Below are 20,064 nucleotides of genomic sequence, written 5' to 3'. Positions count from 1 at the left end.
GCACATTTATACCGGTTGTCGCAGCGACGGCGGGCGCGGATGCAGCCTCGCCATGCTCAGCACGTCGTCGTAAATCCCGTGGCGCATGGCATAGGCCTTGAAGCGGCCTTCGTGCTCGAAGCCATGCCGCTCGTAGAGCCGGATGGCCCGCGCGTTGTCGTGATAGACCGTCAGCTCGATGCGCAGGATCTGCGCCCAGTTGTCGGCGTAGTCCAGCAGGCCCGTCATCAGCGCCTGGCCGACGCCCTGGCCCTGGCTGGCCTTGGCGACCGTGATGCCCAGCGACATGGCGTGGCGGCGGCGAACCGAAGGGCCGGCCGAGTGCAGGCCGGCGAGGCCCACCACCTTGTCGTCCAGCACGGCGGCCAGCACGAGCTCGGTGGAGCCCGGCGCCGGCGGGTTCATGCCGGCGATGCGTTGGGTCCACATCTCCTCGCTGGCGAAGGGCAGCTGCAGCGTGCCGCCAAAGACTTCGGGATCGCCGAACTGTTCGGCGATGGCGGCGGCGTCAGCGGGTTTGACTCGTCGCAGGGTGAGCTTCATGCGCAAGGCCTCCTTCAAGGCCTTGCAATGTAGCCCGACGTTCAGCGCGCTCGAGCGGCTTCAAGCGCTCGACGGCAGCGTGAAACTTCACCCAGTCGCGCCCTTCGCGTTCAAAGAGACGCATGAAGGCCGGCACCAATTCGTCGTAGGCCGACAGGATGGCGAAGCTGGCGTTGTTGGCGCGCTGGAACCAGGCCTCGTAGCCCGGCGCCTCCTTGGGCGCACGCTCGCGCAGTTCGGCCATGACGGCGGCCTTGGCTGCGGCGCGCGACTCGGCCGGGCCGGCGTAGATGGTCAACAGCCGTTCACGCCCTTCCCTAGCCAGCGCCAGGAAGCGCGCCCGGCGCGCACGGCCGGCCTCGAAAGCGGCCAGCACCTCGGGCTTGCTCGCCAGCCACTCGCGCGCAGCGATCAGCTCGACGGCGCTGGCATAGGCCTCGTTGAAGCCGGTGTCGTCGCTGGTGTAGACGCGCTGGTGGCTCAGCTCGTGGAAGATCATGGCCGCCAGCTCCCCCTCGGGGTAGCGGATGAAGGTGTTCAGCAGCGGGTCGCCACCGAGCCAGCGGCTCCAGCCCAGCGTCGAGTAGGCGGGAATGGGCTGCACCTGCACCTCCCAGCCCTCGGCCTTCAGCGCGTCGGCATGGGCTTGAGCAGCATCACGGTCAAACCAGCCCTGGTAGCCGGCGCAGCCCATCAGCGGATAGCACCAGGTCTTGAGCTGGAAGCCGAACTCGGGCGCGGCCACGATGTTCCAGACGACGGCCGGGCGGCCGAGATCGGCGTAGCGGCGGTAGCTGTTGTTGTCGGGCAGCGCGATGCGACTGCTGGCGAAGTCTCGCATCTGCTGCGAGAGCCTGAGCCTGTCGGCCAGCTCGGGCGCCGTCGCGGGGTCGGCCAGCCAGTCCTGCACGGGCCGGGCGGCACGGATGATGCCGAGATGGCCACCCGCGGCCTGGCCCCAGTGGCCGACGGCGCCGCAGCCGCTCAGGGCCAGCAGAGAAACCGAAAGCAGCAGACGACGGATCAAGCCGCTTCCACTTCAACGAGGCAGTCGTAGAACGCAGGCGCGTTGCCCATGTCGGTCAGCCTCTGGTGGGTGACCTCGTTGACGTTGGTGCCCTGCACGCCCAGCTTGCGCCACCACACGCCCAGGCCGTTGACGACACCGGGCCGTGCGCGCTTGCTGACCTTGAGCTTGGCGACGTAGCGGCCGCGGTCGTTGAAGGCCGACACCATCGCGCCATCGCCCAGGCCGCGCGCGGCGGCGTCGTCGGCGTGCATCTCGATGATGGGTTCGCCCTCGATGTCGCGCAGGCTCTTCACGTTGACGAAGCTGGAGTTCAGGAAGTTGCGTGCCGGCGGCGAGATCATCGCCAGCGGAAAGCGCGCGGCCAGCTCGGGCGAGGCCTGGGCGCTTTCGTAGTTGGGCACGTAGTCGGCACCAGCGGCCTGCGCGCGGCCGTTGGGGGTGCGAAAACCCCCTTCGGCAAACGGCGCCTCGGGAATGGGCAACGGCAGCCAGCCCTGCTCGCGCAACTGGTTCAGGTCGATGTCCGCTGTGAAAGCCTGCGCGGCCAACTGCTCGTCGGTATCGCTGAAGCAAGCGTCATCCAAGCCCATCGCTGCGGCCAGCTCGCGGAAGATCTGCGTGTTGGTCTTGGCCTCGCCCATGGGCGCGACGGCCGGCTGGTTCATCAGCACGTCGGTGTGGCCGTAGGAGGTGTGCACATCCAGGTGCTCCAGCTGCGTGGTGGCGGGCAGCACGTAGTCGGCGAGGTCGGCCGTGTCGGTCATGAAGTGCTCGAGCACGACAGTGAACAGGTCCTCGCGCTGGAAGCCTTTCACCACCTTGGGCGACTCAGGTGCCACGGCGACCGGGTTGCTGTTGTAGACGACCAGTGCCTCGATGCGTGGCCCGAATTCCGGCGAGGCAGGCGCCAGCAGCGCGTCGCCGATGGTGCTCATGTTGACCATGCGCGGGTTGCGCCCAGCGAGCAGATCGAGACGTTCGAGGTTGGCGTTCTTGAAGGGCGCGTTCCAGCCCGAGGCCGACAGCAGCACGCCGCCGCTTTGGTGGCGCCAGGCGCCGGTCAGGCAGGGCAGCAGCGCGATCAGGCGCACGGCATTGCCACCGCCGCGCACGCGCTGCAGGCCGTAGTTCATGCGGATGGCCGCCGGCTTGGTGGTCGCGTAGTCGCGGGCCAGGGCACGCACCTCGTCGGCGGTGATGCCGCAGGTCTCGGCGACGCGCTCGGGCGGCCAGGCCAGCGCCTTGGTGCGCAGCTCGTCCCAGCCGTCCACGTAACGCTCGATGTAATCACGGTCCAGCCAGTCGTTGGCGATCAGCTCATGCATCAGGCCCAGGGCCAGGGCGCCGTCGGTGCCCGGCAGCACGGCGATGTGCTGGTGGCATTTGTCGGCGGTTTCCGTCTTGCGCGGGTCGATGCAGATCAGCTTGGCGCCTTCGCGCTTGGCCTGGTTCGCATACGTCCAGAAGTGCAGGTTGGACGCGATGCTGTTGCTGCCCCAGATGACGATAAGCTTGGCGCCGGCGAAGTGGCGCGTGTGCATGCCCAGCTTGTGGCCGTAGGTGGCTGCCAGGCCGGCGCCGCCGGCGGAGGCGCAGATGGTGCGGTCAAGCCGCGCTGCGCCCAGTGCGTTCCACAACCGGCCGGCCATGGCCTCACCCTGGATCAGGCCCATGGTGCCGGCATAGCTGTAGGGCTGGATGGCCTGGGGGTCTGGAATAGCCTTCAGCTTCGCCGCGATGTCGGCGATGGCCTCGGCCCAGCTGACCTGCACGAAGGCAGGCGCCTCGGTCTTCTTGCTGACGCGCTTGAGCGGGTGCAGCAGGCGCTCGGCGTGATAGGTGCGCTCGGCGTAGCGCGAGACCTTGGTGCACAGCGCACCATGCGTGCTGGGGTGGTCGGCGCGGCCCTGTACCTTGATGACGCGCTCGTTCTCGACGGTGATCTGCAGCGCGCAGGTGTCGGGGCAGTCGTGGGGGCAGGCGCCGAGGACGGTACGGGTGTGCATGTCAATCAGGCAATCGCGATTCAGGCAGAACCGTGATTGTCGCCACCCGCGCCGCCTGGGTCACTTGCGGTTCAGGAAGTCCACTAGACGCGGGATGGTTTGGGCAGGAGCCTCTTCCATCAGCCAGTGGCCCGAGCCCTTGATGACGACGCCCTCGACGTTGGCGTCCACCAGCTTGGCCTGCTCGATCAGGAAGGTGCCCGAGGCCTTTTCACCGGTCAGCACCAGCATCGGCTGCTGCAGCTTGACCTTGGCGAAGCCGGCGAAGTCTGCCGCGTCCTGCTCGAACGCCTTGAAGTAGCCGAAGCCCGCCTTCATGCCGCCCGGCTGCGCATAGGCCGCCGTGTAGAACTGCCGGTCGGCCTCCGACAGCGAGCGGGTCTTGTCGGCCGCAAAGTCGTTCCAGAAGTGCTCGAAGTAGATGCGCTCCCGGCCGGCCACCAGTTGCAGCGCGGTGTCGCCGTGGAAGTGGAAGTGCCACAGGTCGCGCAGCAGCCAGACGTTCTTCCAGTCGCCCACGCCGGGCAGGAAGGCGTCCATCAGCACGATGCTCTCCACCTCGTCCGGGTACTGGGCCGCGTAGGCATAGGCCACCATCAGGCCGATGTCGTGGCCCACCACCTTGACCTTGCGGTGGCCCAGGCTCTTGACGAGGGCGTGCACGTCCTGCGCCAGCGTCTTCTTGTCGTAGACACCGTCGGGTTTGGCCGAGCCACCAGCACCGCGCAGGTCAGGCGCGATGACGATGCGGCGGTCGGCCAGCTTGTCAATCAAGGGCCGCCACATATGGCTGGTCTCGGTGTAGCCGTGCAGCAGCACGACGGTCGTTTCGCCTGCGGCACCGGCTTGCAGATAGTGCAGTTGCACGCCGTTGGCGGTGGCCGTGCGGTCTTCGATGGTGGCAGCCTGCACGCCCACGGCGAGCAACAGGGTGGCGATGGCGGAGATGAAGCGCTTCATGGTGTCCTCCTCAAAGTTGGCTCATGCCGCCATCGACGATGATTTCCGTGCCGACGATGAAGGCCGACTCGGGAGCGGACAGGTGCAGCACGGTGGAGGCGATCTCTTCGACGGTGCCGAAGCGGCCCAGCGGGATCTGGCTCTGGATCTGCGCGGCGACTTGGGTCAGCGTGTCGGCGTCGAAGCCCAGCTTGCCGTAAAGCGGCGTGGTCACCGGGCCGGGGCTGATGACATTGACGCGGGCGCCCTGGGGCAGCAGCTCGGCCGACAGCGTCTTGGCCATGGAGATCAGCGCGGCCTTGCTGGCGGCGTAGATGGCCGAGTTGGGCATGCCGATGTGGGCGTTGATGGAGCCGTTCAGCACGATGGACGCACCCTTGGCCAGCACCGGGCGCAGCGCCTGGATCAGGAAGAAGGCGCCCTTGGCATTGGTGTTGAAGGTGCGGTCCCAAAGGTCTTCGCTGGCGTCGGCCAGGGACGCAAACTCGGCGATGCCGGCATTGACGAACACGGCATCCAGCGTGCGGCCGGCGGCGGCGAGGTGGGCACCCAGGGCGCGGGCACCGAGCACGTCGGACGCATCCAGGGCCACCAGCTCGAAGCCTTCTGCCTCATGCTGCTTGCCGGGACGGGCGGTGATGATGACGTGGGCACCTTCGGCCTTGAAGGCGCGGGCGGCAGCCAGGCCGATGCCGGAAGTGCCGCCAGTGACGAGGACAGTCTTGTCGGTGAAGCGTGAAGACATGATGGTTTCCTTTGAGTCTGTGGTTGAGCGGCTTGTTTGCCGTGGACTCGATACTCGGATGCCGCGTCCCTTTTGACGCACGGCCTTGTTGGCCGACTCGTGCAAGGCTTTCGAACATCACCATGCTCAGCGACGACGAGATCCAGTTGATGGAAGCCATCCTGGCCAGCGGCAGCCTCACACGCGCCGCGGCCAGCCTGGGCAAGGCGCCGTCGACGGTGTCGTACACGCTGCGCCAGATCGAGACCCGTTTCGACGCCCTGCTCTTCGACCGCCGCCGCTACCGGCTGCAACTCACGCCCGCCGGCGCGCTGCTGGTGCGCGAGGCGACAAGACTGCGCGACGACATGCAGCGCCTCACGCGCCGCGTCACGCAGGTGGCCAAGGGCTGGGAGGACCGCCTGTGGATCGTCAGCGACGAGATCATCGAGTTCGCCTCTCTGCTGCCCGTCATCCAGGACTTCGACGCACTGGACTCCGGCGTGGGCCTGCGCGTGACGCACGAGGTGCTGGGCGGCACCTGGGAGGCGCTGGCCGATGGCCGGGGTGATCTCGTCATCGGCGCCACCAACGAGCCGCCCGCGCTGGCCGGCCTGCAGTGGCGCGTGCTGGGCGAGATGCACTGGGTGTACGCCGTGTCACCGCGCCATCCGCTCGCCAAGGTCAAGGAAGCGCTGACCGCGGCGCAGATGCAGGCGCATCGTGCCGTCGTCGTGGCCGACACGTCGCGCCGCAACGATGGCCGGGCCTACGGCCATGGCGCGGGCCAGGCCACGCTGGCCGTGCCCAGCATGGCCGCCAAGATCGCGGCCCAGCGCGCGGGCCTGGGCGTGGGCTGGCTGCCGGAGGCGCGGGTGGCCTCGCTGCTCAAGCGCGGCGAACTGGTCGCCAAGAAGGTGGCCGTGCCCCGCGAGCCCAACACGCTGTTCATCGGCTGGCGCGCCGGCGACGGCCGGGCGCTGGCCTGGTGGCTGGAGAAGCTGGAGGACGCGCGGCTGTGCCAGCGCCTTGTCGATGGCGTCGATGCCTACGCCTGAAGGATGGGCTTGAGCTTGAAGGCGGCCAGCCCACCCAGCGCACAAGCCCAGGCCAGCAGGCCGGCACCGGTGACGAGCTGGTCGTCGATGAGGTAGTTCACACAGAGCTGGGTCTCGGCGTCGCGGTAGAGCAGCCCGGCGGTCGCCAGCATCCAGGCCGCATTGCCCAGGAAGAAGGCCGCGACGACCGGCGACAACCGCTCGCGGCCCCAGGCCAGCAGCGCGCCGGCGGCGACCCAGCTCGCGTACTTGGCCGCCGCGAAGCCAGTGGACAGCAACGCCAGGTCCAGCGCGGCCGGGATCATCCAGAACGCGAACACGCCGGACGCGACGGCGGCCGCGAGCAGGCCTTGCGCGTCGATGCGCGCGAGCGCCGGCCACGGCAGCCGGCGGCCCAGCCACCAGCCCAGGCCCAGCAGCGCCGGGAACTCCAGCAGCATGTGCAGGCTCATGTGGCTCTCGACGAGGGCGAGCGGGTTCATCTGCGTGCAGCCAACCGCCGCGCCTCGGCCAGCGCCGCGGCCCAGTCGGCGTAGTCGAACACGCGATGCACGCGGCCGGAGGCGTCGACAACGTGGATGGCGCCGTTGTGCACCCAACCGCCCAGGCCGTCCGGCACGGCCACCACACCCAGCGCCTTCAGCACGCCGGCACCGGCGGCGGGCGACACAGGTGCGGCCAGCGTCCACAGGTCAGGGTCAGCGCGATGCAGCTTAGCGTAGCCCGCCAGCTCGGCGGCGCCGTCGTGCTCGGGGTCGATGGAGACGGACAGCAGCCTCACCCCCTCAGTGGCTCGCAGCGCCTGCTGCACCTGGAAGAACTCGGCTCCCAGGGTCTGGCAGACCGACTCGCAGCGCGTGTAGATGAAGTCCACGAGGTAGACCGCGCCAGGGGCCAGGCCAGCCGGGCGCCCGGCCGCATCCCGCAGCGCCGTGGCAGGCAGGTTCAGCTCACCGCGCGCGGCCGCCGAGCGGCGCAAGCCCTCGAAGGTCCAGACCTCGAAGCCCTCGGTCAGCCGCGCCACGCCGGCGGCGAAGGCAGCAGCACACAAGGCGCAGGCTGCCAGCGTCGCCGAGAGGCGGTTCATCACACGGCCACGTAGTCCACGGCCAAGCCGTCCCGCACGATGAAGCGCGCGAACTGCTGGAAGAAGCCGTAGAACAGATTGCGACCGATGCCTTCGGCCGTCTCCTGCAACTCCTGCGCCGTTTCGCCGGGGAACATGGCATTCGTGTGCCGGTGCCACAGCGTGATCCAGCGCAGGAAGTGCTCGGGCTTCACATCGGACGTTTCGGCCAGCGCCACATGCTTCTGGTAGACGTTGCCCTTGAAGCTGCGCGTGCTGAGCATCACGGTGCTCCAGAACTCGGTCATGCGCTGCAGATGCGGCTCCCAGTCGCTGATGACCGAGGCGAAGACCGGGCCGAGCAGCTCGTCGCGGCGCACGTCGACATAGAAAGCGTCCACCAGGCGGCGCAGGCCGGCGCGGTCGAGGGTGGGGGTGTCAGTCATGAGACGGCAGTTCCTTGTCGCCCGCAAACGATGCGGTGCGGGCCTTGTGTTCTTCGCGCGCCTTCGCCACCGTTTCGGTAGCGACAGCCGCAGCCTGGTTGCCCCATTGCGAGCGCACATGGGTCAGCACGGCGGCGATCTGTTCGTCGCTGAGCTGGTCCTTGAAGGGCGGCATGGCGCCGTTGTAGGTGGCGCCCTTGACGGTCAGCGCGCCGTTGACGCCGTGCAGCAGGATGGCGGCCGCCGTCGCGTCCTTGCCCTGCACCCATTCGCTGCCGGCCAGCGGCGGGAAGACGCCGGGCAGCCCCTGGCCGCCGGCCTGGTGGCAGGCCACGCACAGCGATGCGTAGAGCGCCGCGCCGTCGACCTTGCCCCCAGGCTTGGCGCCCGCGAGTTCGGCAGCGCTGCGGCCATCGCCCCAGGCGGCCGGCGTCTCGATGTCGGCACGTGTGATGTAGACGATGCCAAAGGCGATGAGCAGTACCACGAGGGCGATCATGGGCCAGGGCATGGGCCGCGACTGCTCGTGCGGGTCGGGGTTCTCGCGCTGCTGCTGGGGGGAGACGTGGTGCTCGCTCATGGCTTCGTCCCTCCTTCGGTTCGCGCCACTGGCGGCTCGATGACCGGATAGGTGTGATTCAGCGCCTTCAGGTAGGCGACGAGATCCTGGGCCTCATGGCTGGCCACGACAAGCTGTCCCGGCGGCGCATAGCCCGGCGGCAGCTTGACCTCCACGTCGCCCGTCTCCAGCTTGCGCTTGGCCTCGAACAGGAAGGGGTAGCTGGGCATGATGCTGCCCGGCACATAGGCACGCGGCTGGTAGAGGTGGCCCAAATGCCATTGCTCGCTGGGCTGGCGGGCGCCGATGTTGAAGAGATCAGGCCCCGTGCGCATGGTGCCCAGCAGATGGGGCGTGTCGTAGGCGTAGTCGCCCGCGACGCTGGCACGGCCCCAGCCACGCTCCGTGTCCGGCGCGAAGCTCTTGGCACGCGGCTGCTGCGAATGGCAGTAGACGCAGCCGTTGGCGACGTAGACCTGGCGCCCGCGCAGCTCGGTGCTGGTGTAGGGCTTGAGGCCGTCCAGCGGCTTCACGTCGCGCACGGTCATGTAGGGGATGACGACGAGGGCGCTGGTGGCGACACTCAGCATAACCATGCCGCCGGCGAGGAGTTGAGTCTCGTTGCGCATGATCAGAGGACCTTCAGCAGGGTGGGGTCGCTGCGGCCCTCGGAACGGCCGGCCAGCAGCATGATGAAGTGGACAACGAAGACGAGGTGGCCCAGCGCCATCAGCCCACCGCCCACGGTGCGTGCCTTCAGGTAGGGCAGCGTCAGCGCCACCGAATCCATGAAGGGGCGGCTGGCGTCCAGCATGGCCTCGCCCTGCAGCCAGCCGCCCACCGTCAGCGCGACGAAATAGATGGTGATGCCGATGGCGGCGAGCCAGAAGTGCGCGGCAATCAGCCCCTGCGACGGCCACTCTCGGTCCGAGATGCGGGGCATGATGAAGTAGATGGCGCCAAAGAACACCATGGTCACGAAGCCATACAGCCCCAGGTGGGCATGCGCCACCGTGAAGTGCGTGAAGTGGGCCACCACGTTGACGCTGCGCAGCGCCTCGAAACTGCCCTGGATGGAGCTGGCCGTGTACATCAGCCCGCCAAAGCCGATGAAGCGCAGCGTGGGCGAAGTGCGCAGTGCGCCGAGATGGCCCTTCAGCGTCTGGTGCTGGTTCACCGTGAAGGCCAGCACCGGCACGATCATCATCATGCTCTGCACGATGGACAGCGTGACCAGCCAGCCCGGCACCGGCCCGCCTATCAGGTGGTGGCCGCCCACCTGGCCGTAGAAGAAGGCCAGGCCCCAGAAGCCCAGCAGCGACAGGTTGTAGTTCTGCACCGGCCGGCCGACGATCTTGGGCAGGAAGTAGTAGACCGAGGCCAGCGCCAGCGGCGTGTAGAACAGGCCCAGCACGTTGTGGCCGAACCACCAGTTCGTGGCCGCCTGCTGCACGCCGCGGTGCAGGTCCGGCATGTTGCCGACGAGGAACAGCACCGGGAACCAGAACAGCGCGGCGCCCATGTACCAGACCGACACGTACAGGTGCTCGACCTGGCGGTTCAACAGCGTCAGCACCAGCGGCACACCCACCAGCGCGCCGCCGATGACGAACAGGATGTCGATCTGCCAGGGGATCTCCAGCCACTCCAGGCCGTCGCTCAGGCCTACGGCGATGGCGCCCAGGCCCGCGATCAGCGCTGCATTCCACAGCGCCGCGCCCAGGAAGGCGAACTGCGCGCCGACGAGCTCTGTCTTCAGCAGCCGCGGGATGACAAACAGGGCGATCCCTAGACCCGCCATCGGCGCCCAGCCGTAGGCGACGGCGTTCAGGTGGATGGTGCGGATGCGGCCGAAGGTCAGCCAAGGCTGGGTGACCAGCCAGTCCGGCTCGTGCAGCTTGATGGAGGCCGTCAGCCCCGCTGCGGAGGCCACCAGCAGCCAGGCAAAGGCACAGAAGAAGAAGAAGGACACCAGGGGCGCCGTCGAGTCATCGGCCCGGGCGCGCTGCAGCAGTTCGTCGTCGGCGCCGACCGACGCCTTGCCGGCGGCAGGGTCCTCGGCGCTGCCGATCTCGCCTGGCGCGAAGATGACTTCGGCCGCCTTGGCGCTTTTGTCGAACATGCCGCTGCGCTGCGTCCAGATGAAGACCAGCAGCGCGACGACCGACAGGATGAAGGCCGACAACAGGATGGCGATGGTGCTCATCGAAGCTTCCCTTCAGTAGTCCATTCCGCATTCACTTGAAGCCGGTATCTTCCGGGCCGAGCGCTGGGCCGCTCCCGAGCCGGCCCGCCTGGGCGATGTGCTTGTGGCTCAATGCCGCAAGCATCGCCGTCCCCCCGGGGGACCGGCCAAGGTACTCCTTGGACGAGGGGCTTCATTCAACCGTCCTGGCCGTCGACCCGGGGCGACATGAGCCAGCCTGCGTAACGAAGTAAGTAGATGCAGAACGCCGCCGCAAAGCAAGTGCCGGCCACCAGCAAGGCCAGGCCGTAGGCTGCGGGCCACAGCAGCGGCGCCCCCACCCGCAGCAGCGCGGCCGTGGCGACCAGGCCATACGCCGCCGTCTCCGCCGGGCCTGCCTGCAGCGGCCGGCCGGTGTGGCCGCGGGCGGTGCGGGTCATCATGGCGACGATGAGGCCGGCCGTGGCGCCGACGGCAAAGGCGTGCAGGGCCGGCGAAATCGAGTCCCCGCGAGCCAGCGCCAAGGCCAGCAGCGCAAAGCCCACCGGCAACCAGGCATAGGCCAGGTGCAGCGACCACAGGATGGGCCGCGCCAGCGTGACGCCGGGCCGCCAGCTGTACAGGCGCCAGGCGTGCAGCAGGGCGGCCGCGGCCAGCAGCGGCACGGCGAGCTTGATTTCGGTGAGCCAGGCGATCAGCGCCAGCGCCGTCACGGCACCCAGCAACTTCTCGCGCCAGGCGGGCACCGTGTTCTGCAGGCCCGGCGTCACGTTGCGCGTGAAGAAGGGCACCACGCGGCCGGCAATCAGCGTCTCCAGCAGCACCAGCACGGCCAGGCCCGCGTGCAGCGCATGCGCCGGGTCAATAGGCAGCGCGCCACTGGCGCCGAGATGGAAGCCCAGGTTGACCACGGCCAGCAGGCCCAGCACCCCGGCCACCGGCAGGTTGCGCAGATTGCGCACGCGCAGCAGCAGGTCGGCGAACAGTGCGGCGCACAGCGGCAGCAGGCTGACGTCCAGCAGGAAGAACACCGGATAAGGCGCCAGCAGCGCAGCGACCCGCGCCGACAGCCACAGCAGCGCCAGGAAGGCGAGCTGGCTGCCGCGCGGCGTCTGCTGTCCCGTCCAGGTCTTGCCGGCCGTGAAGACAAAACCGATGACGACGGCCGCGACGAAGCCGAACAGCATCTCGTGGCCATGCCAGAGCACGCCGGCAAGGCCGGACGCCGGCGCCAGGCGGCCGGTGAACACCGCCCACCACAGCGGCATCAGCACCGCGGCGGCCAGCGCCGCCAGCAGGTAGAAAGGCCGGAACGCCAGCCGCAGCGGTGGCCAGCCGGTGGGCGGCTGGCGTGGTGTCTGGCCGAGTATGGGAAGTTTGAGGGGTTTCATGCTTGTTAAACATGCATTTTTCATGCATCTTATTGATCAAGAGATGATTTGCCAACCAAGACCCCGGCCCGACAGGGCTTTGCCGCGATGCGCCTGACGCTCTACACCGACTACACGCTGCGCGCGCTGATGTACCTCGCGTTGAAGCAACGCGACGGCGACAGCCTGGCCACCGTTGACGAGATCGCGACGGCTTACGGCATCTCGCGCCACCACCTGACCAAGATCGTCCAGGAGCTGGGCCAGCAAGGCTTCATCGAGACGCTGCGCGGCCGCTCGGGTGGCATGCGCCTGGCACGGCCGGCGGCCGAGATCTCCATCGGCGCCGTCGTGCGCATGGCGGAGAAGGACTTCGCCGTCGTCGCCTGCCACGACGAGAGCCAGCCCCATGGCTGTGCCGTCTTCCCGGCCTGCCGGCTCAAGCGCCGGCTGGCCAAGGCGGTGGAGGCCTTCCTGGCCGAGCTGGACGGCATGACGCTGAACGAGGCCGTCGGGCCGCCCGTCCAGGCCGCCGTGCTGCTGGGCTTGAGAACCTAGGCCTGTTCGGCGTTGCTCAGGCCGGCAGCTGGGCGCGGAAGCCGATCGCGAAACGGTTCCAGGCGTTGATGGTCGTGATCGCCAGCGTCAGGTTCACGAGTTCCGCCTCGCTGAACTCGGCCTTGGCGAACTCGTAGTCGGCGTCGCTGGCGTGACCCTGGGTCACCAGCGTCAGCGCCTCGGTCCAGGCCAGGGCTGCCTGCTCGCGCGGCGTGAAGAGATTGGTCTCACGCCAGGCCGGCAGCACGTACAGGCGCCGCTCGCTCTCGCCGGCCTTGCGCGCGTCGCGGCTGTGCATGTCCAGGCAGAAGGCGCAGCCGTTGAGCTGCGAGGCGCGCATCTTGACGAGTTCGATGAGGCTGGGCTCCAGGCCCAGTTTGCCGACGCTGCCCTCCAGGGTCAGCATGGCCTTGATGGCGGCGGGGGAGGCGTTGTAGAAGTCGATGCGGGCGGTGCTCATGAGATGCTCCAGAAGGTGGTGTTGGGGTGAACGAATGTTGATTCCCACGCGCCGCGCCAAGCAGTCCAATCCCGACCAAATTCAGTAGTCCACCAGTCCACCGGATGGATCTCCACATCGTCATCGACCCTGACCAGCCGCGTGGCGAGCAGCTGCTGCGTCAGCTGCGCGGCCTGATCCGCAGCGGGCGGCTGGCTACCGGTGCGCAGCTGCCACCCACGCGGCTGCTGGCCGAGCAGCTGGGCCTGGCGCGCCAGACGGTGGCCGAGACCTACGAGCGGCTGGCGCTGGAGCAACTGATCGAGGCCAGGCGCGGCCGCGGCAGCTTCGTGCGTGCGCTACCCACCGCCGAGCCCGAAGCGCCACCAGCCGCGCCGCCACGCTTTGCCAGCGCCGAGCGCATTGCCGCCTTCCGTGACCTGCGCCTGCCCTTCCTGCGCGTGGCGGGCAGCCCGCTGGCGCGACTGGACTTCATCGGCGGCTCGCCCGAACCGGCGCTGTTCCCACACGAGGATTGGCGCCGCCACCTGCACGCCGCCCAGCGCGCGCTGGGCCAAGGCGGCGCCCACGCGCCACCGGCGGGCCATGCGGCGCTGCGGGAGGCCATCGCCGAGCATGTGGCCTTCGCGCGGGGCGTGCGCTGCACGGCGGCCGACGTCATCGTCACGCAGGGCGCGCAGCAGGCTTTCGACCTGCTCATCCGTGTGCTCGTCGGCCCGGGCGACGTGGCGGCCATCGAGTCACCGGGCTATCCACCGGCGATGGCGCTGCTGCAGGTTCTGGGCGCGCGCATCGCGGCCGTGACGGTGGACGAGCACGGCCTCGTCACCGATGCGCTGCCGCCTGACGCCCGCCTGATCTACACAACACCGGCCCACCAGTTCCCGCTCGGTGTGGCCATGAGCGCAGCGCGCCGGCGCGAGCTGCTGGCCTGGGCATCGCGCTCCGGCGCCGTCGTCATCGAGGACGACTACGACAGCGAGTTCCGCTTCGAGGGCCAGCCGCGCGACAGCCTGCAGGGGTTGGACGTGGAGGGCCGCGTCGCCTTTGTCGGCAGCTTCTCCAAGACGCTGGCGCCGTCGCTTCGCCTGGGCTACGTCATCGCGCCACCGGCCTTGCGCGAGGCGCTGCTGCACGCCAAGCACCTGGCCGATGTGCACGGGCCCAGCCTGCTGCAGCACGCGCTGGCGCGCTTCATGGCCGAGGGCAACTACCGCAAGCATCTGCGCCGTTGCGTGGCCGAGTACGCACGCCGGCGTGAGCGGCTGATGGCGGGCTTTGCCGGGCTGCTGGCGCCGTGGCTGACCTTGCTGCCGGCCGAGGCCGGCTTTCATCAAGCGGCGCTGCTGAAACCCGGCCTGGCGCTCGACGCCGACCAGCTCGCGTCCATCGCGCGGCGTGTCGACGTCGGCCTGTATTCGCTGCAGTCCATGGGCGCGCCGCAGGACGGCCTGCTGATGGGCTTCGGCCGCATCGCGCCCGAGGGCATCGACGAAGCGCTGGGCCGAATGGCCGAGCTGCTGAGCGCAGCGGGCTAGCCGAGCGGCAGCGTCAGGCGCGCAATGCAGCCGTGCGGCGCGGCGGGCAGCAGCTCGGCGCTGCCGCCATGCCGCTCGGCAATCTCGCGGGCGATGGCCAGACCCAGGCCGCAGCCCTCGCCATGGGCAGAGCCGCGAACGAAGCGCTCGAAGGCGCGCTCACGCAATTCCGGCGCCAGGCCGGTGCCGTTGTCCTCGACGTCGATCCACACGTCATCGCCCGCACGGCGCAGCCTGACGGTGATCGTCGCCCCCGCGCCGGCGTAGCGCACCGCGTTGTCGATGAGGTTGACCAGGGCCTCGCGCAGCAGCAGCTCGACACCCTGCACGCTCAAGGACTCGTCGGCGATCTCCACGCCCAGGTCGCAGCCCGCCGCCAGCGCGCGTGGCACCCAGTCGGCCGTGGCCTGCTGCACCAACCGGCCGCAGTCCACCGCCGCCCAGCCCTGGGCCGCCACGGCCTCAGGCTCGGCGCGGGCCAGCACCAGCAGCTGCGACACCAGGCGGGCGCCGCGCACGGCGCTCTCGTGCACACGCTCCAGCCGCTGCCTGAGCGCCGGGTCGGTGGTGGCCTCCAGCGCCAGCTCGGTCTGGCTCTTCAGCCCGGCCAGCGGCGTGCGCAACTGGTGGGCCGCATCGCTGATGAAGCGGCGCTGGGTGGCCAGGCTCTGCTGCACCTGGCCCAGCAGCTCGTTGACGGCGCCGGCCAGCGCGCCCACCTCGGGCGGCGCGGCCTGCAGGACGATGGGGTCCAGCGCGTCGGCGCGCCGGCCCTCCATCTGCTGCTGCAGCTCGGCCAGCGGCTTCAGGCCTTTGCGGATGCCGGCCCACACACCCATGCTCATCAACGCGATCAGCAGCGACAGCGGCAGCGCGGTGTCCAGCAGCATGCGCCGCGCCAGCAGGTCGCGCGGCGCGCTGGAGCGGGCGATCTGCACGCGCAAGGCCGAGTCCGCCGCGCCGGCCGCGCCAAGGTGCAGGTCCAGTGACACGACGCGCATCGGCTCGGGCACGGTGGCGTTGAAGAACACTGGCTCGTTCAGGCCTGGCGTGCCCGGTGGCGGCGGCAGGCGCGCGTCGCCCAGCAGCAACTGGCCCGGCGGCGAGCTGACCATGTACATGACGCGGTCCTCGGGGTCGGCAGCGAGGATGTCTTGCGCCGAGCGTGGCAGGTCGACGAAGAGGCCGCTGGCGGTGGGCTTGATCTGGCGCGCCAGCGCGCGGGCAGCCTGCAGCAGGCTGGCGTCCACCAACTCATCGGCATGGTTGGTCGCGAGGCGGTAGGCGCCAAAGGCCGCCACCAGCCAAAGCACGATCTGCGGCAGCAGCAGCCACAGCAGCAGTTGCCGGTGCAGCGAGCGGCCGGCCGGCGTGGTCACGACGATGCCGTCGCTTCGAGCAGATAGCCCAGGCCGCGCACGGTGCGCACGGCCAGGCCCGAGCCTTCGAGCTTCTTGCGCAGGCGGTGGATATAGACCTCGATGGAGCCGCCTTCGTCGGCGCCCCAGGCCTCGACGATCTGCGCCTTGGTGACGACGCGGTCGCGTTCGGTCAGCAGCAGGTCCAGCAGCGTCCATTCGCGCGGGCTCAGGTCCAGCGGCTCGCCGCCGACGCTGGCGCGGCGCGCGGCCCGGTCCAGCGTCAGGCGGCGCAGCTGCTGGCTCTGCGACGCGGGGCGGCCGCGGCGCAGCAGGGCGTGCAGGCGGGCTTCCAGCTCGGGGAAGTCGAAGGGCTTGGTCAGGTAGTCGTCGGCACCGGCCTGCAGGCCCGCAACGCGGTGCTCCAGCGCATCCAGCGCCGTCAGCACGAGGATGGGCAGCGTGCGCCCCGCTTCGCGCACGCGCTTGAGCACGGTGAGGCCGTCAACCAGCGGCAGGCCGAGGTCGAGGATGGCGATGTCGAAATCCTGCTTGCGCAGCAGGTACTCGGCCACGGCGCCGTTCTCGGCCCACTCAACCTTGAACGAGGCGTTAAGCAATTGCTGCTGCAAGGCGTCGGCCAGCACAGGGTCGTCTTCGGCGAGCAGCAGGTTCATGGCCGCCCACTTTAGCGGCGCTCGCCCTACTGGTTAATACGATATTAAGTTTATTAACTCTCGGTAATGATGCCGGGATGCTCCGCGCCTGCGTCCTCACCATGTCCTTGCTGGCCGCCGCAGCCCAGGCCGGGACGCCGACGGACGTCCTGCATTGGTGGACCTCTCCTGGCGAGACTGCCGCCAAGCAAGCCCTGGCCGAGGCCTACCGCGCGGCCGGTGGCCAGTGGCGCGAGCTGGGCGTCGGGGCCTCGGAGCAGGCCCGTACCGTCGTCTTCGAGCGCATCGCCGCCGGCAATCCGCCAATGGCCGCGCAGTTCAACCCCTCCCGCGCCCTCGTGCGGCTGGCGAGCGAAGGCCGGCTGCACGCCATCGACGACGTGGCCACCCAGGGCCGCTGGGCCGAGGTGCTGCCCGCCGTGCTGCTGGAAGCCGTGAAGGTGGACGGCCATGTCTATGCCGCGCCCGTCAGCATCCACATGCCGGTGTGGCTGTGGAGTTCCAAGGCGGCGCTGGCCAAGGCCGGCGTCAAGACCGAGCCGCGCAGCATGGACGAGCTCTTTGCCGCGCTGGACAAGTTGCAGGCCGCGGGCCTGATCCCGCTGGCCCACGGCGGCCAGCCCTGGCAGGACCTCAACCTCTTCATCGCGCTGCTGGCCAACCAAGGCGGGCGCGACTTGTATCTGGCCGTGCTGCGCGACCGGGATACGACGGCCGTGCAGGGCGAGCCCTTGCGCCAGGTGCTGCTGAACTACAAGAAGCTGCGCCGCTATGTCGACCCTGCCTCACCGGGACGCGGCTGGGCCGACACGACGGCCCTGATCGTCAGCGGCCGCGCCGGGCTGCAGTTCATGGGCGACTGGGCCAAGGGCGAGTTCGCCCAGGCCGGCCAGCAGCCCGGGCGCGACTACGGCTGCGCGCCGGGCCTGAGCCCGCGTTCGCCGTACATCGTCAGCGGCGACGTGCTGGTCTTTCCGAAGGACAGGGACGGTAGCGCGCGGCCCGCGCAAGCCTTGCTGGCCCGCGTCGCCACGGCCCCGGCCACCCAGCTCGCCTTCAGCGCCCGCAAGGGCTCGGTGCCGGTGCGCACCGACCTCGATACCCGAACGCTGGATGCCTGCGCGCAAGCCGGTGCCGCAGCGCTGCGCGACGCCAGCCGGCTGGTGGGCAACACCGAATTGCTGCTCGCCCCGGCGCAACTGACTTCGCTCGAACGCGCCGTCAGCGACTATTGGAACCGCGACATCCCCGTGCAGACGGTGCAGCAGACCCTCGCCAAGATCTTGCAAGAAACGGGGTCTGCTAACGCTATGGCAGTAGGCCGCGAAGGCCAGCCGCCAGGGGCCAATCAAGGCGCAGCGCGCCGCCCGCATTGATATGCGGGCAAGCGATGCAACGCCGAGTGGCCCCTGGCGGCTGGCCTTCCCTCCGGGTTGTGGCCAGAAGGCCTCGCGCGCGGCGTTACAAATCCTCGCCGGGCAACCAGCCCGGCTGCGGTTTGCGCCTTGCTCGCGGGGCCTTCTGGCCACAACGCGGCCTGCTGCCATAGCGTTAACAGACCCCAACAACAGGAGACAGCCTTGACCCGCGTTCACATCCAGGACCTCAGCATCCGCTTCGGCAACCACGAGGTCATCAAAGGCCTCGACCTCGACGTCAACAGCGGCGAGTTCCTCGTGCTGCTCGGCCCCTCGGGCTGCGGCAAGTCCACGCTGCTGCACACCATCGCCGGGCTCAACCAGGTCAGCGGCGGCACCATCCAGATCGGCGAGCAGGACATGACCCGCGCCGAGCCCAGCCAGCGCGGCGTGGGCATGGTGTTCCAGAGCTATGCGCTGTACCCGACGATGACGGTGAAGGAGAACCTCGCCTTCCCGCTGAAGATGGCCAAGACGCCCAAGGCCGAGCTGGAAAAGCGCGTGGCCGCCGCGGCCGACATGCTGCAGCTGACCGCCCTGCTGGAGCGCCGGCCCGGCCAGCTCTCCGGCGGCCAGCGCCAGCGTGTGGCCATCGGCCGCGCGGTGGTGCGCGAGGCCAAGGTGCTGCTGCTGGACGAGCCGCTGTCCAACCTCGACGCCAAGCTGCGCACCGACCTGCGCCGCGAGCTCAAGCTGCTGCACAGCCGCCTGGGCAACACCATGATCTACGTGACCCACGACCAGGTCGAGGCGATGACGCTGGCCACGCGCATCGTCGTCATGCACCAAGGCGTCATCCAGCAGATCGGCACGCCGGCCGAGGTCTACGAGAAGCCGAAGAACCTGCGCGTGGCGGGTTTCGTGGGATCACCGGCCATCAACCGCGTGGAGGGCCAGGTGGGCGAAGGCGGCGTCTTCGCGTCGCCCGCCTTCAGCGTGCCGCTGCCCACTGTGCTCGCGTCGCGTCCGCAAGGCGAGGTGCTGACGCTCGCCATCCGGCCGGAGAACGTGCGCGTGGGTGCCGGCGAAGCCTTCGAGGCCGAGGTCCAGCTGGTGGAGCCGCTGGGCAACCAGCACGTCGTCTGGCTGAGCTGCGCGGGCAGCACCATGTCGGCGGTGCTGCCGGGTCAGCCGGAAGTGCAGGAGAGCGCCCAGGTGAGGTTCGGCTTCGATGCGGAGAAGACGATGTGGTTCGACGCGGCGGGGGATCGGGTCGAGGTCTGACGCCCGAGCGCATTGCCGCAGCAGGCGGGCCCGCATCTTGCTGAGCACCTGAAGTTGTCACGCAATCCTGCTGCAATCAAGGGTTCGCACCTTGCTGTACCTGCGCCCGTCGAGATCTCCCATGCCTGAGTTCGTCAACTTTCTGCGCTTGCAGGCCGCCTTGGGCTTGATGGTTTCCCTGCTGGCCGCAGCGCAGGCGCCCCTGCCGCCGATGAACGACGCCGAACGAGCCCGGCGCGACGCCGAGAAGGTGTTCAGCTTCATCAAGTTCCAGACTGTGCGCAGCAAGCCGGCGACCGAACCCGCCAGCAAGCCGGCCAAGCCACCGGCGCCCAGCGCGGAACGGCCGGCACGTCCAGCGCGCCCCGCCGAGGCGGTGGCAGCGGGCACTGTGCCCGCCACCGCAGCTGCAACGCCGGCTGCCGAACCCATGGCAGAGAAGGCCCCCGCAGCCATGGTGCTCGCTGTCGCCGCAACGGCTGCTGCACCCCCGGCCGCCACCATGGCGACGACCCACATGCCCGCCGAGACGGACGCCGAGCCCGACGACCGCGAGCAAGACGAGGCCGCGCTGCAGATGCAGACCTTCGTCGCGCCCGTGCTGACGCCTGCGGTTCAGGCCACGCTGGGCGCCGGCTCCCGCAACATCCGGGTGCGCTTCACGGTCGAAGCCAACGGCACGGTGAGCAGCGCCGAAGCGGCCGCTGGCGTGCCTCGTCGCCTGGCCAAGCCTGCGACGGACGCTATCCTGCAGTGGCAGTTCGCCCCGCTGGCGCAGGCGCGCACGGCCGACGTCGATATCGCCTTCCGCCGGGACTGAGCAGACAGGCGGGCGCGAGGCCGCGCCTGGATCAGGCCTCGCGACGCGCGAACTGCGCAGCTCG

The 20,064-nt window shown here is 69.4% G+C and carries 21 protein-coding genes; 6 read left to right on the top strand and 15 right to left on the bottom strand.

Features of this window, described 5'->3' with window-relative positions:
* Positions 1-6: 6 nt before the first annotated feature.
* Genes AC07V5_RS28835 through AC07V5_RS28815 form a run of 5 tightly spaced genes read right to left on the bottom strand, consistent with a single transcriptional unit; the run spans position 7 to position 5,284 of the window.
* Positions 7-543, bottom strand: coding sequence for a GNAT family N-acetyltransferase (locus AC07V5_RS28835; protein ID WP_495119051.1), 537 nt, complete (start codon positions 541-543; stop codon positions 7-9).
* Positions 509-1,570: an aminopeptidase gene (locus AC07V5_RS28830; protein WP_495119050.1), complete on the bottom strand. Its 1,062-nt coding sequence runs from the start codon at positions 1,568-1,570 to the stop codon at positions 509-511. Before AC07V5_RS28830 ends, AC07V5_RS28835 begins: the two co-directional genes overlap by 35 nt.
* Entirely contained in the window at positions 1,567-3,579 is a 2,013-nt protein-coding gene (locus AC07V5_RS28825; RefSeq protein WP_495119049.1) for a molybdopterin-containing oxidoreductase family protein, read from the bottom strand. Before AC07V5_RS28825 ends, AC07V5_RS28830 begins: the two co-directional genes overlap by 4 nt.
* A gap of 60 nt (positions 3,580-3,639) precedes the next feature.
* Positions 3,640-4,539 carry an alpha/beta fold hydrolase gene (locus AC07V5_RS28820; RefSeq protein ID WP_495119048.1) on the bottom strand — a complete coding sequence of 300 codons (900 nt, stop codon included), beginning with the start codon at positions 4,537-4,539 and terminating at the stop codon, positions 3,640-3,642.
* A gap of 10 nt (positions 4,540-4,549) precedes the next feature.
* Positions 4,550-5,284 carry an SDR family oxidoreductase gene (locus AC07V5_RS28815; protein ID WP_495119047.1) on the bottom strand — a complete coding sequence of 245 codons (735 nt, stop codon included), beginning with the start codon at positions 5,282-5,284 and terminating at the stop codon, positions 4,550-4,552.
* Between the two features lie 122 nt (positions 5,285-5,406).
* Here AC07V5_RS28815 and AC07V5_RS28810 point away from each other — a divergent pair, with 122 nt between their 5' ends.
* Positions 5,407-6,321 (top strand): LysR family transcriptional regulator, encoded by a 915-nt coding sequence (locus AC07V5_RS28810; RefSeq protein ID WP_495119046.1) that lies wholly within the window; start codon positions 5,407-5,409, stop codon positions 6,319-6,321.
* Here the strand turns inward: AC07V5_RS28810 and AC07V5_RS28805 are convergent.
* The 7 genes from AC07V5_RS28805 to AC07V5_RS28775 all read right to left on the bottom strand — a co-directional run bounded on the left by AC07V5_RS28805 (position 6,312) and on the right by AC07V5_RS28775 (position 11,968).
* Positions 6,312-6,803, bottom strand: a complete 492-nt coding sequence (locus AC07V5_RS28805) for a hypothetical protein (protein WP_495119045.1) — start codon at positions 6,801-6,803, stop codon at positions 6,312-6,314. The two genes, AC07V5_RS28810 and AC07V5_RS28805, sit on opposite strands and share 10 nt — an antisense overlap.
* Positions 6,800-7,408 carry an SCO family protein gene (locus AC07V5_RS28800; protein WP_495119044.1) on the bottom strand — a complete coding sequence of 203 codons (609 nt, stop codon included), beginning with the start codon at positions 7,406-7,408 and terminating at the stop codon, positions 6,800-6,802. The genes AC07V5_RS28805 and AC07V5_RS28800 overlap by 4 nt, the downstream gene beginning before the upstream one ends.
* On the bottom strand, positions 7,408-7,833 hold the full coding sequence (locus AC07V5_RS28795) for a group III truncated hemoglobin (protein WP_495119043.1): 426 nt from the start codon (positions 7,831-7,833) through the stop codon (positions 7,408-7,410). Before AC07V5_RS28795 ends, AC07V5_RS28800 begins: the two co-directional genes overlap by 1 nt.
* Positions 7,826-8,413, bottom strand: coding sequence for a c-type cytochrome (locus tag AC07V5_RS28790; RefSeq protein ID WP_495119042.1), 588 nt, complete (start codon positions 8,411-8,413; stop codon positions 7,826-7,828). Before AC07V5_RS28790 ends, AC07V5_RS28795 begins: the two co-directional genes overlap by 8 nt.
* Positions 8,410-9,021 (bottom strand): cbb3-type cytochrome c oxidase subunit II, encoded by a 612-nt coding sequence (locus AC07V5_RS28785; RefSeq protein WP_495119041.1) that lies wholly within the window; start codon positions 9,019-9,021, stop codon positions 8,410-8,412. The genes AC07V5_RS28790 and AC07V5_RS28785 overlap by 4 nt, the downstream gene beginning before the upstream one ends.
* 2 nt (positions 9,022-9,023) lie before the next feature.
* A complete protein-coding gene (locus tag AC07V5_RS28780) occupies positions 9,024-10,598 on the bottom strand; it encodes a cbb3-type cytochrome c oxidase subunit I (RefSeq protein ID WP_495119040.1) in 1,575 nt (524 codons plus the stop codon).
* A gap of 176 nt (positions 10,599-10,774) precedes the next feature.
* Positions 10,775-11,968, bottom strand: a complete 1,194-nt coding sequence (locus AC07V5_RS28775; protein WP_495119039.1) for an NnrS family protein — start codon at positions 11,966-11,968, stop codon at positions 10,775-10,777.
* A 48-nt stretch (positions 11,969-12,016) separates the two neighbouring features.
* Here AC07V5_RS28775 and AC07V5_RS28770 point away from each other — a divergent pair, with 48 nt between their 5' ends.
* Entirely contained in the window at positions 12,017-12,505 is a 489-nt protein-coding gene (locus tag AC07V5_RS28770) for an Rrf2 family transcriptional regulator (protein WP_495119038.1), read from the top strand.
* Positions 12,506-12,521: 16 nt separating this feature from the next.
* Here AC07V5_RS28770 and AC07V5_RS28765 read toward each other — a convergent pair whose 3' ends face one another.
* On the bottom strand, positions 12,522-12,965 hold the full coding sequence (locus AC07V5_RS28765; RefSeq protein WP_495119037.1) for a carboxymuconolactone decarboxylase family protein: 444 nt from the start codon (positions 12,963-12,965) through the stop codon (positions 12,522-12,524).
* A gap of 104 nt (positions 12,966-13,069) precedes the next feature.
* Between AC07V5_RS28765 and pdxR the strand changes: the two genes are divergently transcribed.
* Entirely contained in the window at positions 13,070-14,503 is a 1,434-nt protein-coding gene (gene pdxR / locus AC07V5_RS28760) for a MocR-like pyridoxine biosynthesis transcription factor PdxR (RefSeq protein WP_495119036.1), read from the top strand.
* Here the strand turns inward: pdxR and AC07V5_RS28755 are convergent.
* Together AC07V5_RS28755 and AC07V5_RS28750 are read right to left on the bottom strand one after the other, a co-directional pair.
* Positions 14,500-15,882: a sensor histidine kinase gene (locus AC07V5_RS28755; protein WP_495119035.1), complete on the bottom strand. Its 1,383-nt coding sequence runs from the start codon at positions 15,880-15,882 to the stop codon at positions 14,500-14,502. The two genes, pdxR and AC07V5_RS28755, sit on opposite strands and share 4 nt — an antisense overlap.
* Entirely contained in the window at positions 15,879-16,538 is a 660-nt protein-coding gene (locus AC07V5_RS28750) for a response regulator transcription factor (protein WP_495119034.1), read from the bottom strand. The genes AC07V5_RS28755 and AC07V5_RS28750 overlap by 4 nt, the downstream gene beginning before the upstream one ends.
* A 101-nt stretch (positions 16,539-16,639) precedes the next feature.
* On the opposite strand from AC07V5_RS28750, the gene AC07V5_RS28745 reads away from it, so the two are divergent.
* The 3 genes from AC07V5_RS28745 (at position 16,640) to AC07V5_RS28735 (ending at position 20,000) form a co-directional block, all read left to right on the top strand.
* The gene (locus AC07V5_RS28745; RefSeq protein ID WP_495119033.1) at positions 16,640-17,914 is read left to right on the top strand and encodes an ABC transporter substrate-binding protein; all 1,275 of its coding nucleotides are present in this window, start codon (positions 16,640-16,642) and stop codon (positions 17,912-17,914) included.
* A gap of 204 nt (positions 17,915-18,118) precedes the next feature.
* Positions 18,119-19,180, top strand: a complete 1,062-nt coding sequence (locus AC07V5_RS28740) for an ABC transporter ATP-binding protein (RefSeq protein WP_495119032.1) — start codon at positions 18,119-18,121, stop codon at positions 19,178-19,180.
* A 121-nt stretch (positions 19,181-19,301) separates the two neighbouring features.
* Positions 19,302-20,000: an energy transducer TonB gene (locus AC07V5_RS28735; protein ID WP_495119031.1), complete on the top strand. Its 699-nt coding sequence runs from the start codon at positions 19,302-19,304 to the stop codon at positions 19,998-20,000.
* Positions 20,001-20,064 lie beyond the last annotated feature (64 nt).

Source organism: Roseateles sp. GW821-FHT02E12 (assembly GCF_059421665.1).
This window is presented reverse-complemented; position numbering and strand designations above follow the sequence as displayed.